The organism is Moraxella sp. CTOTU49803 (assembly GCF_032097965.1).
Lineage (GTDB): Bacteria > Pseudomonadota > Gammaproteobacteria > Pseudomonadales > Moraxellaceae > Faucicola > Faucicola tetraodonis.
Genome location: NZ_DAMCJP010000002.1, coordinates 76,346 through 95,810, shown reverse-complemented (window position 1 = coordinate 95,810; position 19,465 = coordinate 76,346). Strand labels below are relative to the sequence as shown.

Here is a 19,465-nt window from a genome sequence, read left to right as displayed (position 1 = left end):
CCTGACTGATATTGATTTGAAAAACTCATTAATACAACGCGCCATCCAAAAAATTTTCATAAAAAAAGACAGTTATCCTAACTGTCTTTTTTTGGCTAACTATTTAAATACTAGCGCACAGCAACCAATGGTTTTTGTACTTATCCTTCTCGTTTGTCAGTGCTGACATGAATCATGCCGTTTTCTTCTTCACCCATAAGGCTATTTTCAAACGCAGGTAAAAAGGTTTCACTAATCAAAAAATTTCTGCCCTGCCATTGGTAAAGGGTGGTGCGTCGCCAGCCTTGCGCTGTCACATCAATCCAGCGGTTGGTCATCGTGGCGCCATGCCGACGAAACAGTATATAGCCAATCGGTGTTGTGCCCAGATTCGCCAGTTTTCGCGCATTACCAATGAGGCTAGCAAACGGAAATACGGACCGCGCCGCCACCCACGCATCTTGATTAGGCTTGCCAAATAATAAGGCTTCGCGCACCCACGCCGATTGGCTCACCCCAAGCGGTAACTGCAGTTGGCGCTTTTCGCTCAAGGACAAGGTTTGCCGCCCTTCAAACGTTGGCTGTACGATGAGTTTATGCTGAGATAAGGCTTCAAATTTGGCGGTGAGCGACCCTGTTGACGTCAGCCAAGGGATAAGTTTCGGCGGTATCTGCTGTTTGTGTGCTGCGCTCAAATGCGCGAAAGCCAAGTTTAGGTTTAGGTTTAGACCAACATTTATCATTATTTTTTCAAAAACTCATTATCGGGTATTGTGCCTTGCGCGGCAACGTCGCCAAAAAATTGGCTTTTATAGGTGTCATTAAAAGGTAATGCAGTCATCGCATCGGCTTGGTACGTCAATATAGCGTGCTGTTCGTCTTGGCAAAACTGGGCAATGGCAGGGGCAAACACCTTGTCGTAGACACGGTGTAGCGAATGGGTCAACACTGGATAAAAGCCGCGAATCAACTTGTGCTCCCCTTGGGTACCAGGGTCAAAGTGACGTAAGCCTTGCTTGATAGCAAATTCAATGCCTTGGTAATAACACAGCTCAAAATGTAAACAATCATATTCTTCTAGGCAGCCCCAATAGCGACCATATAACGTGCTGGTAGCGGCATCGTCATCGAAAAAAAACAAACTACAAGCCACGATATCACCGTGCGCGTTATACGCTTGAGCGAGCATCAGCTTGTCTGCCATAGTCTGCCCAAGCTGCTTAAAAAATGCTAAATTCAAATACGGCTGCCGCCCTCTGACCAGATAGGTCATGGCATAGCATTGATAAAAAACTGCCCAATCCGCCTCGGTGATATCGTCACCGAGTTTAACCTGACAACTTAGATTTTGTTTGAGTACCTTTTGGCGTTCCACCTTAATTGACTTGCGTTTTTTGGCAGTCAATGTTGCCAAAAACTCATCAAAATTGACGAATTTTTTATCTTGCAGATTGCGATTTTGCCATAAAAACTGACAGCTTAGCCGCTCACAAAGATTGGGCATATTGTGCAACGCTTGGACATTTTTTGGGGAGAAAAACAGTCCGTGCCAAGTGGATGCTTGATAGCGACTCGCCAATTCATCCATCGCTTGCAGCAAGGTCTGATACAGTGGCGCGGTTAATGACTTACCTTGTGCCACCCAAATTCGCTCGCCGGTGACGGGTGTAAAAGGCACGCTTGTCACCAATCTTGGATAATAATTTCTACCATAGCGCTCAAAGGCTTCTGCCCAGCTAAAATCAAACACATATTCACCTTGATGATGCTTTTTGATAAACACAGGCATCACAGCAATCAGTTGAGCACTGTCATCTACAATCTGCACATACTGCACCCACCAATCGCTGCGCTCACCAATCAGCTTTGCATCTATCAGCGCTTGCCAAAAATCAAAGTGCATAAAGGGCGTATCAGGCGTCTGCCACTGTGTCTGTAAGTGCCAGTCAAACTTAGTGGTAAATTGATAGTGATAGGACATATGTTAGTATTATTGTAGTTGTATGAACGGATTATTATACCTTGTTTTTAGCCAAAAATACGGGCTTATCCTTTTGCACAATTTGACACAATTTTGCAAAATATGTATGGCGTTGGGCGGTGTGGTTTATAACGGTGACTTTATTGCAATAACCAAATTGCAATAGCCAAGATTAGCGTTTACACTGAACAACTTAGCAGCCAACTGCTTGATGCGGTTTAAGCTTTTTTTCACTCACTTGTCACCCTCTACCATGCCGACACTGATTTTATTTAACAAACCTTATGGCGTACTCAGCCAATTTCGCAGCGATGATAATAACAACTTTGCGACGCTCAGCGATTATTTTAGCGACAAAAGCCTACGCGTGGCGGGGCGATTAGATGCCACTTCCGAAGGATTGCTACTGCTAACCGCTGATGGACAAGTCAATAAAGCCTTGACCCATCCACCCAAAGCCAATGCAGGCAAACAACAAGGCAAAACCTACTGGATACAGGTGGAAGGCGATGCAAGCGATGCCCAGTTACAACAACTACAAACAGGGGTGCCACTCAAAGACGGTATCACCTTACCTGCCGAAGTTGTACGGCTAAGCGAAACACAAATTGCCGAGCATATTTGGCAAGCGCCGGACAAGATTGCCAAACGCAAAGTCACCACGTGGCTCGCCATTACTATTTTTGAAGGTAAAAATCGTCAAGTACGTCGCATGGCGGCCCATGTGGGACTGCCTTGTCTTCGGCTGATTCGCATGGCATCGAGTGGCTTTAGTTTGGGAAATTTAGAGGTTGGCGCATCCACACAAATACATTTATCACCTGCCGATTTAAAGCGACTGGGTGTCCAACCTTTATCCGCAGCAACCACAAAGCCACAATCGCGCAAAAAACCTCGCCTGTTAACGCCTAAATCGCCACAATCAAAGCACCCAACAAGCCGACACAGACAGCCCTGAGTGAACAGCCGTGAGCAGACAGCCATAAGTAAACCGCTATGAGGAAACAGCCATGATTGGTTACATCTATCGTTTTTTTCAAAGCCGCCCTCGTCTACTGTTAGGGTTTGCCACGATGGTGGTGGTGTATTTTGGGTTATCGACGCTGGTTAGCCTATTGCCCAAAGATTGGACGTTTGCGGTAGCCTATGATAAATTGAAGTTTGTGACGCAATTTTTGCTGGCTTGGAATATCGGGCTTTGGGTATATTTACTGGCTATTTTTCGGATGATGTATAAAGCCGATCAAAATGCAATTTTGGATAAAGCCCATGCTGAAGACGAAGGCACGGTATTAATGCTGATTTTGGTTTTTGTCACAGCCATTGTCAGTATGCTGGCGATTGTCGTAGAGTTGGGCGCGAGCAAGGACGCCAAAGGCGCTTTGATGCTGTTTCATATCACGCTCACCGCCATGACGATTTTGACGGCTTGGTTGTTTATTCATACCATGTTTGCTATTCATTACACTCACGAGTATTTCTTGCTTAAAGAAGAAAAAAACGCAGAAATGCTAGATTTTCCTAATGATGACGACCCCGCTTACTGGGATTTTTTATATTTTTCCTACATCATTGGCACATCTGGTCAAACAGCGGATATCGCCTTCAACACCCAGCAAAGTCGAATCATCGGTACCATCCATTGTGTGTTATCATTTTTCTTTAATACCGCAATTTTAGCCTCATTAATCAATATGTCAGCGGGTCTAATCGGTTAAATAAGTCGGCTAAATAAATCAGCTAAATGAGTCAGTTCAATTCAAGTGAATAGATCGTCAAAATCGCTTGCTGTATGAGGTATACTATCTTCGCTTGTGGTCCTCGTCTTAACATAAAGTGATAGGACTGTCATATCCCACTACGCTAATATCTCGCTACTTTATAACTAGGAAATTGTATGATCGCACAATATTTGATGGTCGATAACGCCCTGCTCGAGCAACTGCAAAATGCCACTGATACAGCGCGAACGGCGTTACTTGAAAGTATGAGTGAGCAGCCTCAAGCACAATTGGTAGATTTGGGCAAACTGTGGGACATCATCCATTTTGTGTTAACCAAACACAGCGCCACCCAACCTGTACCCGATGAGCCTGTCAGCGAGTTTGTGGTGGGTGTAGAAACCTTTAGCGACAATGAAGATGCCGATTTCATTGCTTTTATCCCGTGGGCACATATTGTCGAAATCGTTGATGCACTAGAACCAATTAACTTTAAAAAACGCTTAGAAAAAGTCTCGATGAAGTCACTACGTGAGCAGGCTATTTTTCCACCCAATATTTGGCAAGATAAAAAGGAAAACTTGGATAAAGAATTGCTGGCTTCATATAATGAGTTATTGGGGTTTTATAATGACGCCTTAGACAATGGCAATAATATTGTGGTGAGTATTTTATAACGCCGATATAGTCCTTTTTTCATTTTTTGAACCAAAAAAGCACCTTATAAAAGGTGCTTTTTTTATCAATTCGCGGATGAAAATATCAGCTAGCTTGACTTGATTAGTTAACTGACTGGTTAGTTAACCGATTGCGGTGCAAGGATAATCATCTCTACACGGCGGTTTGGTTCATAGCTTGAGCCAAATTGTGTTGTCGCACCGCGACCAATAGCGCTGATACGGTTACTAGAGATGCCACGATTGACTAAGTAATTAGCGACTGCTGATGCACGGCGTTGTGATAACGCTTGGTTTCTATTTGCATCACCTTCCACTGAGGCGTAACCATTTACTTGAATGTTAGTTTGGTTATAGTCACGTAGTGTGGTAGCTACTTTGTCTAACGTATTATAGAAGTTAGGTAGAATAGTAGAATCACCAACGCGGAAAGTTATCGCTTCTGGGATAGACAAGTTAATGTTATTAGTCACTGGGTCACGCGTTACCGTCACGCCAGAACCTGCGGTTTCTGCACGAAGTTTAGCTTCTTGTTGCTGCATGTAGTAACCCACGCCCGCACCTAGTACACCACCGATTGCCGCATCACGACCGGTTCTTTCACCGCCCGTTGCCTTTGAGACACCCGCGCCTGCGGCTGCCCCTAATAGACCCCCCATAAGCGCTTTATTGTCGGTAATGCCTGTTGTTGTCGTACCAGTTGGCGTTGTTGCACAACCTGTTAAGATAACACCTGATGCTAAAGTAGCTGCTAATAATTTAGTACGCATGAGTAATCTCCTTTGAATTCCTCTAGTTATAATTACTTAGTTATAATTACTTAGTTATAATTGTCACGCACCAACTTGTTGTTTTTATCTCATTTGCCAGATAAACCTGACAACACTCAGTTGCTTTGTGATTGAGCTCATTATGCAATAAACTTTTTCGTTATATGTAATGATTTGTCTTAAGGATGTTGTAAGATGGCATAATTTGTTACAAAATATTTTCAAGTATTCATTATCTATATTATTTATTTTTATATATTAAATGCTTCGTGATTTTGATGAAAACTGTGCTGGATAGTCAATCTATTATCCATAGCTTATTCAATAACTTGTTAATTTTTAAAAAAATTTTTTGACAATTAACTTTACTGGGGTGTATAGCACAGCACCAATAAACCTGCAAGATTTGTGCTTGCCAGTGTATAAAAATTTATTAGTGAACATTTTTGACGTTTGCTAAACTAACACTTATTTTTACAATTAACGAAGCCAATTTAATAAAGCCAAGTATTTATTCTTATGTCTCATTCAAATAAGCTTTTTAAATAAGCTTTTTTTAATAAGCTTTGTGGGAGCCAAATATGACAAATAACAATAAACCATCATTGCTCAAAAACACGTTAAATAAACTGCGTAAAACATCACTACCTTTGGCGCAAAATGCCAGCTTAGCGATGGCGGCAGGCACCATTACCGGCAATTCAGTGCTGTTTAGTCTACCGCTTTGGGCGATGGGCGCGGTAAAAACATTAACGGGTCATACATTGGCCGATAAATCCGTGTTAAAAATAGCCAATCACTGGATCAATACCAACAATCGTTTGATTGAAAATATCCTGCCCGATATTGATTTTCGCATCAACCTGCCTGATGACTTGTCGGTCAATGGCAAATATATTTTGCTGAGCAATCACCAATCTTGGGTCGATACGACTGTCATTCAATATATCAGTGAAAACCGACTACCATTAACGCGATTTTTTGCCAAATACGAGCTACTGTATATCCCAATTGTGGGGCAAGCCTTTTATTTTTTAGACTTTCCGATGATGAAACGCTACTCGAAAACAGCGATTGCTAAAAATCCAGCGCTAGAAGACCGCGATATCATCGAAGCCAAACGCGCTTGTCAAAACTTACTCGACAAGCCTTTTACTTTACTTAACTTTATCGAAGGTACGCGGTTTACCCAAAAAAAACGTGACTTGCAACAATCGCCGTATCAATATTTGCTAAAACCCAAAGCAGGCGGCATTGCACTTGCATTGGGTGCGTTGGGTGACGATTTAGACGCGGTGCTCGACATGACGATTGTGTATCCTGACGGTGTTCCTACCTATCAAGATTTATGGAAAGGTAATATCAAACGCATCGGGGTGGATATTCAAAAAATTGCATTGCCAGATGACTTGCTGCAGCGGCTCATGGATGGCAAATACCAACAGGATGAACAAACCAAAATAGATATGTACCGTTGGCTTGATGGCTTGTGGCAGCAAAAAGACCAACGTATCCAAGCCATGCTCGATGATTTTACCCGTCATCCCTAGCGATCTCACCAGTTATATTGCTAATTAAAATCTAAGGCGAGTCATGCAAGGTATGACTTACCTAACTTGTCCTCATTCACATTTTTTGCGGTATTGACCCCATTTTGAGCAATTTTTTATGCCAACTGCTAATTTAGACCCAAAATCCAGCCCAACGCTAAGCTCGAATATTAGCCAACCTCTCGCTGCCCACCCTGCCAAACCCAGTCGTTGGCAGTTAGCCTACGATACCATCATGATGGTTGCTATCGTGTTGGACTTGCTGCTTATGGGGTTTGACGCTTTGATGCTAAGTAGCTTTATGGCAAAAATAGCAAGTTGGCTGGGTTTTCTTGACAGTATCGTCAGTTATCAGCAAGGATGGCACGAGCCGCTCAAGGTAGCAGGGGGTGTGTTTACCATCTTTTTGGTAGCAGAGCTTGTGGTTCGCTGGTTGATTGCCATCGCCCAAAAACGCTATTACCGCTGGTTTTTCTTTCCATTCGTGCATTGGTATGAAGTGTTAGGCTGTGCACCGCAGCTGCGCGCCTTACGACTGCTGCGCGTCGGTGTGATTGGTTATCGTCTGCATGAACTGGGCTACAAAGTTTTGCCCGCCAGTTGGCTTGCCACTATCAAATTTTATTACCAAATGATTATGGAAGAGATTTCTGATCGGGTGATTTTAACTGCGATTGACAATATCCGCACCGAAATAAGCAACACCGATGGGCATTTGGTCAAAAACATCATCGACAAGCATCGAGATGACATACAAAAGGTCATCGTTGAAGTGCTGCAGCAAGAAGCCACACCGTTATTACAATCCACGCCCGCCAATCCTGCCATCTTTGCCAAACCTTTGGCAGAACAGGTGGGCATCGCCATTCAGCAAGCGCTAACCGATACGCCCGAGCTGCATCGCATATTACGATTGATACCGATTGCTGGTAGTCTGATAGAAAACCAAATGCACAGCATCGGGCAACACATTGGGGAAAATCTGACATTAAGCTTGACCACCAACCTTACCAAACCGCAAACGCTCACGCTGATGTATGAAGAAATCGCCAAAAGCTTGGTACAAATTGACGTCACTAGCCCTGCACTAGAAAAATTAGTTAGCGATATTATTGATGATAGTTTGACGTCACTTGCCAACCAAGTTCGCATTCAACAATGGAAGCACCAAATACGCTGATTCAATCCACCAATTTGGCTGGCAGCTAACGGCTGTACAACGCTTTTTTTATTGCCCTATTACCACTTTGGTTGCCAAACAATAAATAGCGCGGTGAATGGTTGTTGTTTTAAATAATACTTGCTAATATGCGGTATGAATCGATTTTGATGTATAAAAAGTTATTATAAAAAGGTTTTTCATGACACAGCCCGCTGCCCTTGACTTGACCCAATATAGTTCATCACAAAAATTACAAAACCTACCTAACCTATCAGAGCAGGATTCACCGCAAAGTCAGCAGCCAGCCAACCCATTACCCACCGACCCTGTAGTCACTAGCGTGAAACTCACTGGCAGACTACTGAATTTTACCCGCCTAAATATTGAAGGCAATGATATCAAAGTAATTTTGACAAAGATTGCACAAAAGCTAGGTCGTCAACGCCAGTCCAACTTACCGGTGATTGTCAGCTGTCATCACCCGTTAAATTTAGCGCAGCTTTGGGGCGGCTTATGGGCACTAGGGTTACAGCCGATTGGGTTGGTCACAGGCGCCAATGACGCCCAAGCCAATGAGCTTCGCATTGCCATTTTTCCAGCAGATGGGCAGCGCATTGACGGCAAATCACCAAAAAATGTGGCGACGGGCAGTGAGCGCAAGCCAGATAGCACAGCAACTACCCCATCGTCTCAACACGTGGCGCAGCCCCCTACCCAATCACCCGCATCCGACAGTCAAGCGACCAAACGACCCACCCATGCTGCCACTCTCCACCAAACCGCCAATGATATCGCAGCCAATAATACCGCAAGCAATGAGACCACAATCAATGAGACCGCAGCTGCACCTGACAAATTTGTCGCCTCACCGCATCACCAATCGCAGCTTGAAGGCGATTTGGTGCATAGTCAAATTTTGCGCTCAGGTCAAAGTATCAATCATGTTGGGGGTGACGTGATTTTGACCAAAGGCATCAATGCCGGCGCGGAAGCGATTACCGATTATAGCCTACACGTGTATGGCAAAGCCGAAGGGCGATTGGTCGCAGGGGCGACGGGCGACACCAATGCCAAAATATTCTGTTTGCGTTTTAATCCGTCACTGGTATCAGTTGCGGGGACTTATTGCCTAAAAGAAAATATTTCCACCGAGTATTTGGATAAAGCGGTACAAGTCAGCTACCTTGATGGTCAAGGGTTGGTCTTTGAATTGATGGAATGATAATCACCCAAACAACCCTATACCATAATCTATGCAAAAATCGCCAATCTCTCGATTAACTTCGAAAAGTTTTTTATGCTAAACTAGTCCAATTAACCAAATTTGGGCTAACTAAAATTTAAGCCTTAACTTTTAACGATTTACGTTAATTTATATCCATATTTTTCAAACCAGTTTAGCGTGAATGTGTGTATGGCTTGATGATTATCCAATACAGCCTCACTGACACCGTGCTATGAATAGGAGTATGCCAAAGTGGCAAAAATCGTTGTTGTAACTTCAGGAAAAGGCGGGGTAGGCAAAACCACCACTAGCGCCTCTTTCGCTACAGGTCTAGCCCTTCGCGGCTTTAAAACTGTGGTGATTGACTTTGACGTGGGTCTTAGAAATCTTGACCTCATTATGGGCTGCGAAAACCGCATCGTGTATGACTTTGTTGATGTTATCTCAGGGAACGCGCGCCTGTCCCAAGCTTTGGTAAAAGACAAACAGCTCAATAATTTGTTTATCTTACCTGCCAGCCAAACCCGCGACAAAGACGCCTTGACAGATGAAGGAGTCGCCGAAGTCATTAATGAGTTAGCCAAACAATTTGACTACATCGTGTGTGACTCGCCCGCTGGTATCGAGCGCGGTGCCCAGCTAGCTATGTACCATGCCGATGAAGCCATCATCGTGACCAACCCAGAAATCTCGTCGGTGCGTGACTCAGACCGTATCATCGGCATTTTGCAAAGCCGTACTAAAAAAGTTGAAGAAGGTACAGGCGTGGTACGTGAGCACTTGGTCATCAACCGCTACAACGCTGAGCGTGCTGAGCGCGGCGAGATGATGGATATCAACAGCATCTCTAATGACATCCTAAAAGTGCCACTACTTGGCGTGATTCCTGAAAGCAATAGCGTACTTGAGGCATCAAACCAAGGTGTGCCTGTGGTGCTAGATCAAAATTCAAAAGCCGGTCAAACTTATGATGACATGGTCGCTCGTTTCTTAGGGGAAGAACGTCCCTATCGCCATATCGAGGTGAAGAAGAAAAGCTTCCTACAACGCTGGTTTGGAGGTTAGGCTATGGGATTTTGGAGTAATTTATTTGGCGGTGAGCAAAAGTCAAACAGTGCCAATACTGCCGCAGAGCGCCTAAAGGTCATCGTTGCTAGCGAAAACCGCTTGCACAATCGGTTAACCCCAGAGCGTATCGAAAAAATGAAACGTGAGATTTTGGCCGTGGTCAATACCTACGTGTCAGGTGTTAACATTGATGACGTCAATATTCAACATCACAATGAAGCAAACATGGAAGTGCTGGAGATGAATATCAGCTTGCCTGATAGTACACGCCAATAATTCATATTGCGCTTAATCTAGATTGGTTCTAATCTAGGTTGCATTGAAAAAATTGTTACTAAAAAGCCCATGATGACATGGGCTTTTTTATACTATGGGCTAACTTAGCGCATACGGCGAATCAAATGGTCTTTTTGGATAAATTGGTGATACAGCGCGCCGATGACATGCAAGGCCGTGAACACCAGCAGCAACGTCCACAACAGATTTTTATGAATTTTTTCTAACGTGCCTGACAAATCACTGTTTTCACTGACAAAGGCTGGGATATCAAACAGCCCAAACATACTCACCCCTTCCCCATCAAACATAACAGAAAACCAGCCCGCCAAAGGCATGGCAAGTAAAATCAAGTACAGTGCCAAATGCGTTAAATGCGATAGTTTATTTTGCCATTTTGGCATCGGCACATCGGCAGGTGCTTTGGTGACAAAACGATTGATAATCCGACCTACTGTCCAAAATAACACACTGAGTCCAAACGCTTTATGCAAATCAAAATAGGTAAAGTCAGTTGCATCTTCATTCAGCTCAATCATTGCCCAAGTCGCAATCAACAATACCACGCTAATCCAATGGAAAATACGTGACGATAGCGACCATTTGTTGATACCGTGTGGGGCAATCGGCTGTGGCGCTTCATTTGCAGGAAATAATGCCATAATGAATTTTACCTTATCATGATTTGTTTTGGGTTATTCTAGCAATGTTTGGGCAAAATAAAAGTAACAGACTGTTGGCAAAATAGCACAAAGGCGGACTGCGTCTAACTATCTAAATCCACCAAGAAATGCGAGAGCTTGTCCAAATCTGGCACCACACATAGCTCACCTGCCAACATGACTGGCTGAAAAATATAGTCCTGCTGTAAGCTATAGTCTGCCAAATTCGGTGCGCGTGAGCGCTCGACGACCTCATCATCTGGCGCGTTTAAGGCGGCTAATAAGTCAGGGTAGTGAGTCGCTAATTCAGCTTGGTAAGTCGCGTCATCAGCGTCTTTGAGATCAGCAATACGCACAGAATGAAAAGTCACTTCGCCATGAATCTGCAAGGCAATCCGATGGATATCGGTGACGCTTTCTAACACCACTAAGTGGGTGGGCTTATCATCTTTTGGCAACAAGTGATACACCGGCACTTCTTGACCGCGCCAAATATAATTCCAGATGCGCTCATCATAGTTATCAATGCTCAAAATCAAAGCTTGCGGCACAATCCAGTCAGGCGAACTGCTAGAAGGAATTCGAGCAATGGTTAATTGACCTGTGGTGATACTTAGGACGCCTACATCCTCATCTTGCTTAAAATAACGGTTTAAATCGTTTGCCATAGCCTGCTCATTTACTGATTAATAAGAAGTTTAGGGGTCGCTGCTAGCCTGCCGTATTAGCCACACAAGGCGATTAGCTGCTGAGCTAACTGCTTAGGGGTGCCAACAAAAGTGACTTGGTTGCTTTCAATCATGCTTTGTGGCTGGCTCGCGCAGGTGCTACTGTCAGGGGATTGCGCCCAAATAATGCTGCCATTTTTTTTGACCGTCGCTGCCACATCACTGCCATCATTGCCCATACCAGAGAACACAATAGTGATTAAATTATTGCCAAACGCTTCACTGCAGTTACGCATGACGTCACTGATTGGCGGTTTGTAACTGCCTTGCCAAGGTTTACGCTGCAAAATCACCCGTCCATTGGAATCACACACCACGCTGTGTTCAATCGGTAAAATCAAACAACGTCCTGTCAATAATTGCTGGGTATTGGTCACTATGTCACAGCGCCACTCATTGTGACGATTTAAAATTCTTGGCAAGGTGTTTAGCGTATTTTGGTTAAAGTGCTGCGCTAGTAACAGCGCCACTGGTAAATCTTCGGGCAAATTATCTAAAAATTCCTTAATCGCCAGCGGTCCGCCCATCGAGGCTGCGAGCAACACCACATATTTCCAGGGTTTGATTTCGCTCTTGGCAGCATCATAGGGCTCTAACAAATCGCTACGTTCTAGCATGTTGGCAATTTTTCGCTTGAGTTGGCGTTGCCATTTGGCATATAGCAGACTTTCATTGATATAAGGCGCAGTGACAAAGCCCAGCAGCACAACCTTAGTCAAATTGACATTCTGTTGTTTTTCAACATTTTGAATGACGGCGTAATCGTCTGGGGTATCGATTAGCCACACATCAACTTTTTGCTGAAAATGTTTTTCGAACAGCTGTGATGCTGCCAAGCATGCCACGATTTCAAATCCCCAAGAACGAATGGTATCGCTAAAGGCGAGCCGTTGCTGATTTTCCTCAGCAACGATAAAAAATCGCAGCGGTGGGTACTTTGACAGCATGAATGATTGTATCCTTTACCTGGCCAGTCGGCTTAGTCAGTTTTTGCTTGTTGGGTAAAGCGCGCTAACGTGTCTAACAGCATTTGTTCTTGGAATGGTTTACCCATGTATTCATTCACCCCGATATCAAACGCGCGTTCACGGTGTTTTTCACCGGTACGCGATGTAATCATGACAATAGGGATATGCTGGAGCCGTGAATTATGGCGAATATGGTTGGCCACTTCAAAGCCGTCCATACGTGGCATCTCAATATCCAATACAATGACTTCAGGTAGCATTTCTTGCAGTTTTTCTAGCGCATCAATACCATCTGTTGCCACTTGGGCCTCATAGCCGTGACGTTCTAGTAAGCGCGAGGTGACTTTGCGCACGGTTACTGAGTCATCCACAATCAATACCAGCGGTTTGTGCGCTCGTTTGGCCGCTTTATTGGCTTTTTGCAGCTCGACTTTGGTAATGTTGCTGACATTACGCATCAATGCCACCAAGTCAAGAATGAGCATAACCGAACCATCACCCATGATGGTGGCAGAAGAAATTCCATCGATATGGGAGAGCTGACGACCGAGCGGTTTGACGACCACTTCAATACGAGAGCCTGCAATCATATCCACTTGTAGCGCCATGCGCTGACCTAAGTCCGTACGAATAATAATCACTGGCACACTGCTTGACTGGTGCGCTAGTGCATCCACCGGGTCACTGCCGTACAAAATCTGATTAAGATAGCGCAAACGATAGGCTTGTCCATCGATATTGATAGTATCGGCATTCGTGGTATAAAAATTAGCAATCGCATCGATATTAACACGCATCACACGTTCAATTTGCACCAATGGTACAGCAAAGTATTTATCCCCTGCCCTCACCATCAAGGCATCAGACACCGCAACTGTCAATGGTAGACGCATGGTAAAGCGTGAGCCTCTGCCAGGCTCAGAGTCGACGGTTACTACCCCCCCTAACTGCTTGACTTCGCTTTGTACCACATCCATACCGACACCACGACCCGAGATTTGTGATACGGATTTGGCGGTGGATAGACCCGCGTTAAAGATATATTGCATGATATCCAGTGTCTTTAGACTGGTATCTTTGGCAGAAATCAAGCCTTGCTCAATCGCTTTTTCGCGTACGGCATTGACATTAATACCGCGTCCATCATCGGTTAAGTTGATAACGATTTCACCGCCTTCACGCAGCACTTCAAGCGTGATTAAGCCTGTTCTTGATTTACCACTTTCAATACGTTCTTGCGATTTTTCAATACCATGGTCAACGGCGTTACGTAGCATATGCTCAAGCGGCGAGGTAATACGCTCAAGGATATTACGGTCAATTTCACCTTCATCGTTTAGGATTCGCAGTTCAACAGATTTACCCAGTTCGGTTGCTATTTGACGGACGACCCGTTGCAGACGTGGCGTGATACGCGAGAATGGCACAGTACGTGAGTCCATCAACCCTTCTTGTAAATCAGTCTGGGTGCGTGATAACTGCAGTAGCAAGTTTTCGGTTTCACGGGTTTTATCGAGCATGGTCGTTTTGATGTCTAACAAGTCCGATGCCGATTCTGAGAGCGATTTTGACAATTGGTTGAGCGCTGAATATTGGTCCATCTCTAACGGGTCAAAGTCACTTTCTAACGCATGCTCATCACCGATTTGTGACAAGATTTGAATCTCAAGCTCTGTTTCCATACGGCGTAGCTGATCTGCTAGACGCTGTACAGTTGCGCCCATCTCTTCGATATTGTTCGACAGACTTGATATACCCATCTCGATTCGCGAGCGGTTAATCGCGGACTCGCCTGATAGGTTAATCATGCGCTCCATGGTACTTGCAGAAATCCTAAGCGTCTCAGCATGAAGGCTCGATTGATCTTGCTCAGATTCAAAGTTACCCGTCATCAGCGGCATGACGCTTAGGTCGCGCTGTTTGACTTCTAACGTGTCTTGTCCCAAACTACTGCGATAGATATCAATTTGCTCAATTTGGCTGGCTAGGTTAGCATTGGGGATTTCTTTTAAGCTATCAGGTTTTTGCGAGAATTGTTGCAGCGCTGCAACCAACGCCACAGGCGTTTGTGGGTTAAATTTATTCTCTAATACATAAATCGCATTTGCTAACCAGTCATGACACACGGCCAATAGGTTGCCAATCATACGCGTCGCAGGTTTGCGGCGGCTGCCTAGCTCTTCGTAGATGGTTTCCATTTCGTGAGCTAACGTGGCAATCCCTTCAGCTCCGACCATTCTTGCGCCACCTTTGATGGTGTGCAATTCACGTTGCAAGGCTTGTAAGGCTGCAAGATCACTGTTATTACTACGGAATTCTTGTAGATGCTGGCTGCTGCTATCGATCAGCTCTTTGGCTTCTTCAAGATAAATTTTTAAGATATCTTCGTCAGGCTCTTGACCTTTCCAAGTCTCTAAACGACGCCCTTCAAAGTTGTTAATAATTTCTTCGATGTAGAGTGGGTCATTTTTTGCAATCGCGCTATCACCCTCTTGGGCAAGTTGTTTTTGCTCCATCAACTCTTCAGGATTGGCTTCAACAATCATCGGCACTGCAAATACCAAGTCTCGGCTTTGCACTGTACCAGCGATAACCTCATCAATTTGGTGGGCAAAGTCGCTGGCATTGAAGGAGCGATTAAATTGTCGAACTTGCTTGAGCTGCGAGGCAATGGTTTCATGCAGCTTTTGCAGCAATGAAGCAGTATCGGCATCACTCGCTAAAATACCTTTATTAATGGCGTCATACACTTGCTCACCACGTAGCGCCATCTCGGCAATACTCGTTACCCCGAGTAGCTCTGCACCCCCTTTTAACATGTGCATATAATTAGATAGTTCTTTGGTGACCGCTAAATTGCTAAGGTTATTGAGCCATTGGTCGTAGTAATTTTGCACGTCGGGCTGAATGGTTTGCACTTCATCCAAGAAAATTTGCAATAGTTCATCATCGGTAGCAACTGGTTGGTACTCGATAGCATCCATCTCGGCTTGGTACTGATTTTTTGCCAATAATTTTCTTAAGGTTTCAATCGCCTCTTCATCGATATTGACGCGCAGGCCTGCTGCAATGGTGTCAAACATATTGATGAGCTGATTGTGTACGCCCATTAAGGCATCATAAATATCTTCGTTTTTGGCAAATTGCGGATAATCAGCGAGTTTTTTATAGGCAAACTGTAAGGTGCTTGGAATGATAAAATAGCTCAAACCTGCAGACGCCTGCGCAAGCCTTGCTGCCTGTTGTTCAAGCTGCTGGGCATAGGCAATAACTTGTTCATTCTCGCCAGCAAACTTAGCTTGCGCTTGCTGATCGGCAGCGAGTAAGTCATCAATCCCAAGCGCCATCAGGTCTTTGACTGTCAGTTTGCTGCTTTCATGAGGCTCAGTATTGGCATCGGTTAGACGCTCAACCAAGTCGGCAACAATGTCATTGTTATCTTCTATAACCGTTACATCATGATGGATTTTATGCTCATCAATGTAGGTTCGCAGTAGATCTGTGGCCTCTTGCAGGGTCAATAACTGGCGAGCCGTCAGCGGCATTTCATTATGTAATAAGTCGCCCAATACTTTTTCTACCGCTGCGCTTAAGCGATAAACATTGTTAAGTTCAATCAGGGCTGCCCCACCACGCAAGGTATGGAATGCGCGTAATATGGCATCAGGCACATGCGTTGCAGGCTCACCCAAATGGTGGGTGATAAAGTTATCAATATTGACCAATAACTCGTCTGCTTCTTCAATAAATACGTCATCAGCGACATCCATTTCACTACTGATGTCACTAATGCCACTGACATCCTGTAGCGCTTGCGTTTGTGCGGTGGCGTGACCAGACGAGAGTGCCGCATCTGTGTGTGACGCACTCGGCGAGGCGGCCCCCTGCCCCATAAAGGCGGACAAGACTTGAGGGTAGCTAAAGCTGTCGCCATGTTTTTTGGCATAGCTATTAGCGACAGCTTGCCACAGTTTAATCACCGCTGGATAGTCTGTACGATTTTGGGCAAAAATCGTGATGAGTCCAGCAAATGCGTCAATGACATCAGCAACTAGGTGTGAAACCCCCTCATCAACCGCTATGGTATGATCAAGCACGCGATTGAGCATGTTTTCAATCGACCAAGCAAGCTCCCCTAGCTGATTGGCGCCAACCATGCGACCTGAGCCTTTTAAGGTATGAAACCCTCGGCGGATTTCTTTTAAGGTATCAAAATCATCGGGCTTGGCTTGCCAAGCTGCGTTAAGCGGGACAATCGTCTCAATCACTTCATTGGCTTCTTCGATATAAATTTCTTGAATATCGGCATCGCTGACCGCATCTGTGACCGTCGTTAGCTGTTCATATTCGCGAGCCACCACCTCAGGTAAGGCATGAATATCCCCTGTAGTTGATGGCGCAGTGTCACTTGCAACCTCAATGCCTTGAGCCATATTATCACTGTCTTTAGCCTCATTAGCACTGACTGGTACAAGGCTATCTAAGCCATTGGTTTCTGGCAGACCTGTGTTAATCGGCTGCTGCTGTAATAGATTAGTCGCTTGCAATACCGTAACCGCAGGGTCAATACTTGGCGCCCGCCGCTGCTGAAAATCTTCAACCAATATCGGCAGTTTGCGATGGGTATCTTTGATAAAGCCCACTAACGCATCACTAACCGCTAAAGTACCATCTAGCACACGGTTGAGCATGTTTTCTACTGCCCAGCACATCTCACCAATTTGATGAGCGCCCACCATACGACCTGAGCCTTTTAAGGTATGAAAACCTCGGCGGATATCTTTGAGCGCGACTAATTCACGAGGGTCCACTTCCCATACCAGAATTTGCTCACCCAACTCAGCAAGGACTTCTTGCGCCTCTTCAATAAAAATATCTCGGATATCTTCATCCATACTATAGTCATCAGCTTTGAGGGCTTGCCTCGCAGCCGCTAGCGCTTGCGATTCTTGCACGCCAGTCGTTTGCGTGACAGCCGTTTGCTTGATAGGCGCTTCTGAAGCCGTAGCTAGCACTTGTGTTGGTGCTTTCATATCACTGGCAATATATTCGCCTCCATCATCGTAAATCACCGTATCACTGCCAAAGTGCTTGGTTGGCGCTATCACTTCGGCGGCGGTTAATGGCATTTCGATTAAGCGATTAAGCAATAAATTGGCACGGTTAAGCTGAGTTTGGGTTTGATCCAAAAATTCTTCATTAACAGACTGATTGGATAAATAATCCAAAAATAGCTCAAAGCGGGCAAGCATGTCGGCGATGGCATCACTGGCTTCCGCGCTTAATACCTGTACCGAATTTTTATGCATACGACTAAATAATAAGCGAATTTGCTCGACCAATTCTTTGGGACGTGTTAATCCTAATGCCCCAAAAACTTGAATAGTGGCAATCAATTCGTCATTGACAGTTAGTTTATTTAAATCACGGGTTTGGATATATTGATTAAACGACTGTTTGATATGTTCAATATGCACGCGCGTTTGGCGCACCGCTTCATTTTGCGGATTGCTGGCATAGGCAAAATGCTTTAAGCCAATTTGGCTATCAAGGATTTCAACCGTTGACAACAACTGGCTATGAACATCTTGCAGCTGGCGTTCTACCTGCCAACTGAGTGATGACGCCATAAAAGTATCTTGCGTCATCAAGCGCACGTCATCGATAATTTGCGCCATTTGGTTTTCATAAAACACCCAACCGCGATTTGCCAAACTGTTTTTGACCGATTCAAGCAGCGGCAAAATGGTGAGCGGCTCATGCACTTGGTAAATAATTTTTTCAAATTTTTCTAATACTTGACTAAATAGATTATCAAGCGTGTCACTACTATTGATATCCAAGCTTGATAGCAGGGCTTTAGTATCATGCGATTTATGGGTTAACGCATTGAGCGCTAACAACACATCAACTGCCAGACGCGACACGGTAATATCAGGGGTGAGAGTCAAATCATGCGTCAGCAGCAATGACAGACTGTTTAACAGCGAAGCATTAGCGGTTGGCGCAGGTTGCTCATTGATGGTTAGATTATTGCACCAAACCGCGACCAACTGCCAAAATTGACGCCAGGCAGGATTGATAGCAGCCTGGGACAAATAGCCCGCAACTTTGCTCAGCGCATCTAAATGTTTGCTATCGTTGGTCGCGTTTTGTAGTAGTTGCAAACTGTTATAACGCCAGACTTTGAGTAACTCATCGGCTTGGGCACTGTCCCATGGGTGTTTGATGTCTGGCGTGGCTAATTGGCTTAAAAATAATAAAGTATTGTTTGCAGCATCTTGGATGGGCTCATAAGTTGATGCTATGCCAAGCAGCTGCTCAAAATAAGCGATTCGGTCATTGACCCAATCGGTATGAATCTGCTGTTTAGCTTGTACTTGTTCAATGTCAAATTGCAGCAATTTCACCGCATGGCTGATTTGACTAAAATACTGCGGGGATAAAGTCTCTTGCTGAATGGCGATAGTGGTTTTATCAAGCGTTTTCGCCAGTTTTGATAAGGCAGGCTGGTTGGCAAGCGCGAGCGCACCGGTGATTTGGTGCAAATGTTGACCGATTAACTGCCACGCTGGCTGCGCGTCATGTCGTTGTAGCAACTGGTTAAGCTCGCCAAATACGTCTTTTAAAACAGGCATCAACCAGTCTAAGGCGATCAAATTACGTTGTTTACTCATACCATATTCCTAGGACAACGA

The 19,465-nt window shown here is 44.7% G+C and carries 15 protein-coding genes; 8 read left to right on the top strand and 7 right to left on the bottom strand.

Features of this window, described 5'->3' with window-relative positions; translation table 11 throughout:
- Positions 1–140: 140 nt before the first annotated feature.
- Both RT422_RS04560 and RT422_RS04555 read right to left on the bottom strand, forming a co-directional pair.
- On the bottom strand, positions 141–674 hold the full coding sequence (locus RT422_RS04560) for a chorismate lyase (RefSeq protein ID WP_313421472.1): 534 nt from the start codon (positions 672–674) through the stop codon (positions 141–143).
- 47 nt (positions 675–721) lie between these two features.
- Entirely contained in the window at positions 722–1,960 is a 1,239-nt protein-coding gene (locus RT422_RS04555) for a GNAT family N-acetyltransferase (protein WP_313421471.1), read from the bottom strand.
- A 211-nt stretch (positions 1,961–2,171) separates the two neighbouring features.
- On the opposite strand from RT422_RS04555, the gene RT422_RS04550 reads away from it, so the two are divergent.
- From RT422_RS04550 to RT422_RS04540, 3 genes are all read left to right on the top strand, one after another.
- Positions 2,172–2,918 (top strand): pseudouridine synthase, encoded by a 747-nt coding sequence (locus RT422_RS04550; protein ID WP_312522373.1) that lies wholly within the window; start codon positions 2,172–2,174, stop codon positions 2,916–2,918.
- Positions 2,919–2,970: 52 nt separating this feature from the next.
- Positions 2,971–3,678, top strand: coding sequence for a DUF1345 domain-containing protein (locus RT422_RS04545; protein WP_313421470.1), 708 nt, complete (start codon positions 2,971–2,973; stop codon positions 3,676–3,678).
- Positions 3,679–3,857: 179 nt separating this feature from the next.
- On the top strand, positions 3,858–4,358 hold the full coding sequence (locus RT422_RS04540) for a YfbM family protein (RefSeq protein ID WP_313421469.1): 501 nt from the start codon (positions 3,858–3,860) through the stop codon (positions 4,356–4,358).
- Positions 4,359–4,477: 119 nt separating this feature from the next.
- Here RT422_RS04540 and RT422_RS04535 read toward each other — a convergent pair whose 3' ends face one another.
- The gene (locus tag RT422_RS04535; protein ID WP_313421468.1) at positions 4,478–5,128 is read right to left on the bottom strand and encodes an OmpA family protein; all 651 of its coding nucleotides are present in this window, start codon (positions 5,126–5,128) and stop codon (positions 4,478–4,480) included.
- 581 nt (positions 5,129–5,709) lie between these two features.
- On the opposite strand from RT422_RS04535, the gene RT422_RS04530 reads away from it, so the two are divergent.
- From RT422_RS04530 to minE, 5 genes are all read left to right on the top strand, one after another.
- Positions 5,710–6,678, top strand: a complete 969-nt coding sequence (locus RT422_RS04530) for an acyltransferase (protein WP_313421467.1) — start codon at positions 5,710–5,712, stop codon at positions 6,676–6,678.
- A gap of 118 nt (positions 6,679–6,796) precedes the next feature.
- Positions 6,797–7,858: a hypothetical protein gene (locus RT422_RS04525; protein WP_313421466.1), complete on the top strand. Its 1,062-nt coding sequence runs from the start codon at positions 6,797–6,799 to the stop codon at positions 7,856–7,858.
- Between the two features lie 181 nt (positions 7,859–8,039).
- The gene (gene minC / locus RT422_RS04520; protein WP_313421465.1) at positions 8,040–9,062 is read left to right on the top strand and encodes a septum site-determining protein MinC; all 1,023 of its coding nucleotides are present in this window, start codon (positions 8,040–8,042) and stop codon (positions 9,060–9,062) included.
- A gap of 255 nt (positions 9,063–9,317) precedes the next feature.
- Entirely contained in the window at positions 9,318–10,130 is an 813-nt protein-coding gene (gene minD / locus RT422_RS04515; protein WP_036592750.1) for a septum site-determining protein MinD, read from the top strand.
- Between the two features lie 3 nt (positions 10,131–10,133).
- On the top strand, positions 10,134–10,409 hold the full coding sequence (gene minE / locus RT422_RS04510; protein ID WP_007115412.1) for a cell division topological specificity factor MinE: 276 nt from the start codon (positions 10,134–10,136) through the stop codon (positions 10,407–10,409).
- Between the two features lie 104 nt (positions 10,410–10,513).
- Here minE and RT422_RS04505 read toward each other — a convergent pair whose 3' ends face one another.
- The 4 genes from RT422_RS04505 to RT422_RS04490 all read right to left on the bottom strand — a co-directional run bounded on the left by RT422_RS04505 (position 10,514) and on the right by RT422_RS04490 (position 19,444).
- Entirely contained in the window at positions 10,514–11,071 is a 558-nt protein-coding gene (locus RT422_RS04505; RefSeq protein WP_313078402.1) for a cytochrome b, read from the bottom strand.
- A gap of 104 nt (positions 11,072–11,175) precedes the next feature.
- The gene (locus RT422_RS04500) at positions 11,176–11,739 is read right to left on the bottom strand and encodes a hypothetical protein (protein ID WP_065254125.1); all 564 of its coding nucleotides are present in this window, start codon (positions 11,737–11,739) and stop codon (positions 11,176–11,178) included.
- A gap of 56 nt (positions 11,740–11,795) precedes the next feature.
- Entirely contained in the window at positions 11,796–12,746 is a 951-nt protein-coding gene (locus tag RT422_RS04495; RefSeq protein ID WP_082168274.1) for a chemotaxis protein CheB, read from the bottom strand.
- A 32-nt stretch (positions 12,747–12,778) separates the two neighbouring features.
- Positions 12,779–19,444: an Hpt domain-containing protein gene (locus RT422_RS04490; RefSeq protein WP_313421464.1), complete on the bottom strand. Its 6,666-nt coding sequence runs from the start codon at positions 19,442–19,444 to the stop codon at positions 12,779–12,781.
- Positions 19,445–19,465 lie beyond the last annotated feature (21 nt).

What these genes read in the sequence shown, in the direction of transcription:
- RT422_RS04555 (WP_313421471.1), bottom strand. Translation starts at nt 1,960, where the DNA reads ATGTCCTATCACTATCAATTTACCACTAAGTTTGACTGGCACTTACAG.
- RT422_RS04550 (WP_312522373.1), top strand. Translation starts at nt 2,172, where the DNA reads ATGCGGTTTAAGCTTTTTTTCACTCACTTGTCACCCTCTACCATGCCG.
- RT422_RS04545 (WP_313421470.1), top strand. Translation starts at nt 2,971, where the DNA reads ATGATTGGTTACATCTATCGTTTTTTTCAAAGCCGCCCTCGTCTACTG.
- RT422_RS04540 (WP_313421469.1), top strand. Translation starts at nt 3,858, where the DNA reads ATGATCGCACAATATTTGATGGTCGATAACGCCCTGCTCGAGCAACTG.
- RT422_RS04535 (WP_313421468.1), bottom strand. Translation starts at nt 5,128, where the DNA reads ATGCGTACTAAATTATTAGCAGCTACTTTAGCATCAGGTGTTATCTTA.
- RT422_RS04530 (WP_313421467.1), top strand. Translation starts at nt 5,710, where the DNA reads ATGACAAATAACAATAAACCATCATTGCTCAAAAACACGTTAAATAAA.
- RT422_RS04525 (WP_313421466.1), top strand. Translation starts at nt 6,797, where the DNA reads ATGCCAACTGCTAATTTAGACCCAAAATCCAGCCCAACGCTAAGCTCG.
- minC (WP_313421465.1), top strand. Translation starts at nt 8,040, where the DNA reads ATGACACAGCCCGCTGCCCTTGACTTGACCCAATATAGTTCATCACAA.
- minE (WP_007115412.1), top strand. Translation starts at nt 10,134, where the DNA reads ATGGGATTTTGGAGTAATTTATTTGGCGGTGAGCAAAAGTCAAACAGT.
- RT422_RS04505 (WP_313078402.1), bottom strand. Translation starts at nt 11,071, where the DNA reads ATGGCATTATTTCCTGCAAATGAAGCGCCACAGCCGATTGCCCCACAC.
- RT422_RS04500 (WP_065254125.1), bottom strand. Translation starts at nt 11,739, where the DNA reads ATGGCAAACGATTTAAACCGTTATTTTAAGCAAGATGAGGATGTAGGC.
- RT422_RS04495 (WP_082168274.1), bottom strand. Translation starts at nt 12,746, where the DNA reads ATGCTGTCAAAGTACCCACCGCTGCGATTTTTTATCGTTGCTGAGGAA.
- RT422_RS04490 (WP_313421464.1), bottom strand. Translation starts at nt 19,444, where the DNA reads ATGAGTAAACAACGTAATTTGATCGCCTTAGACTGGTTGATGCCTGTT.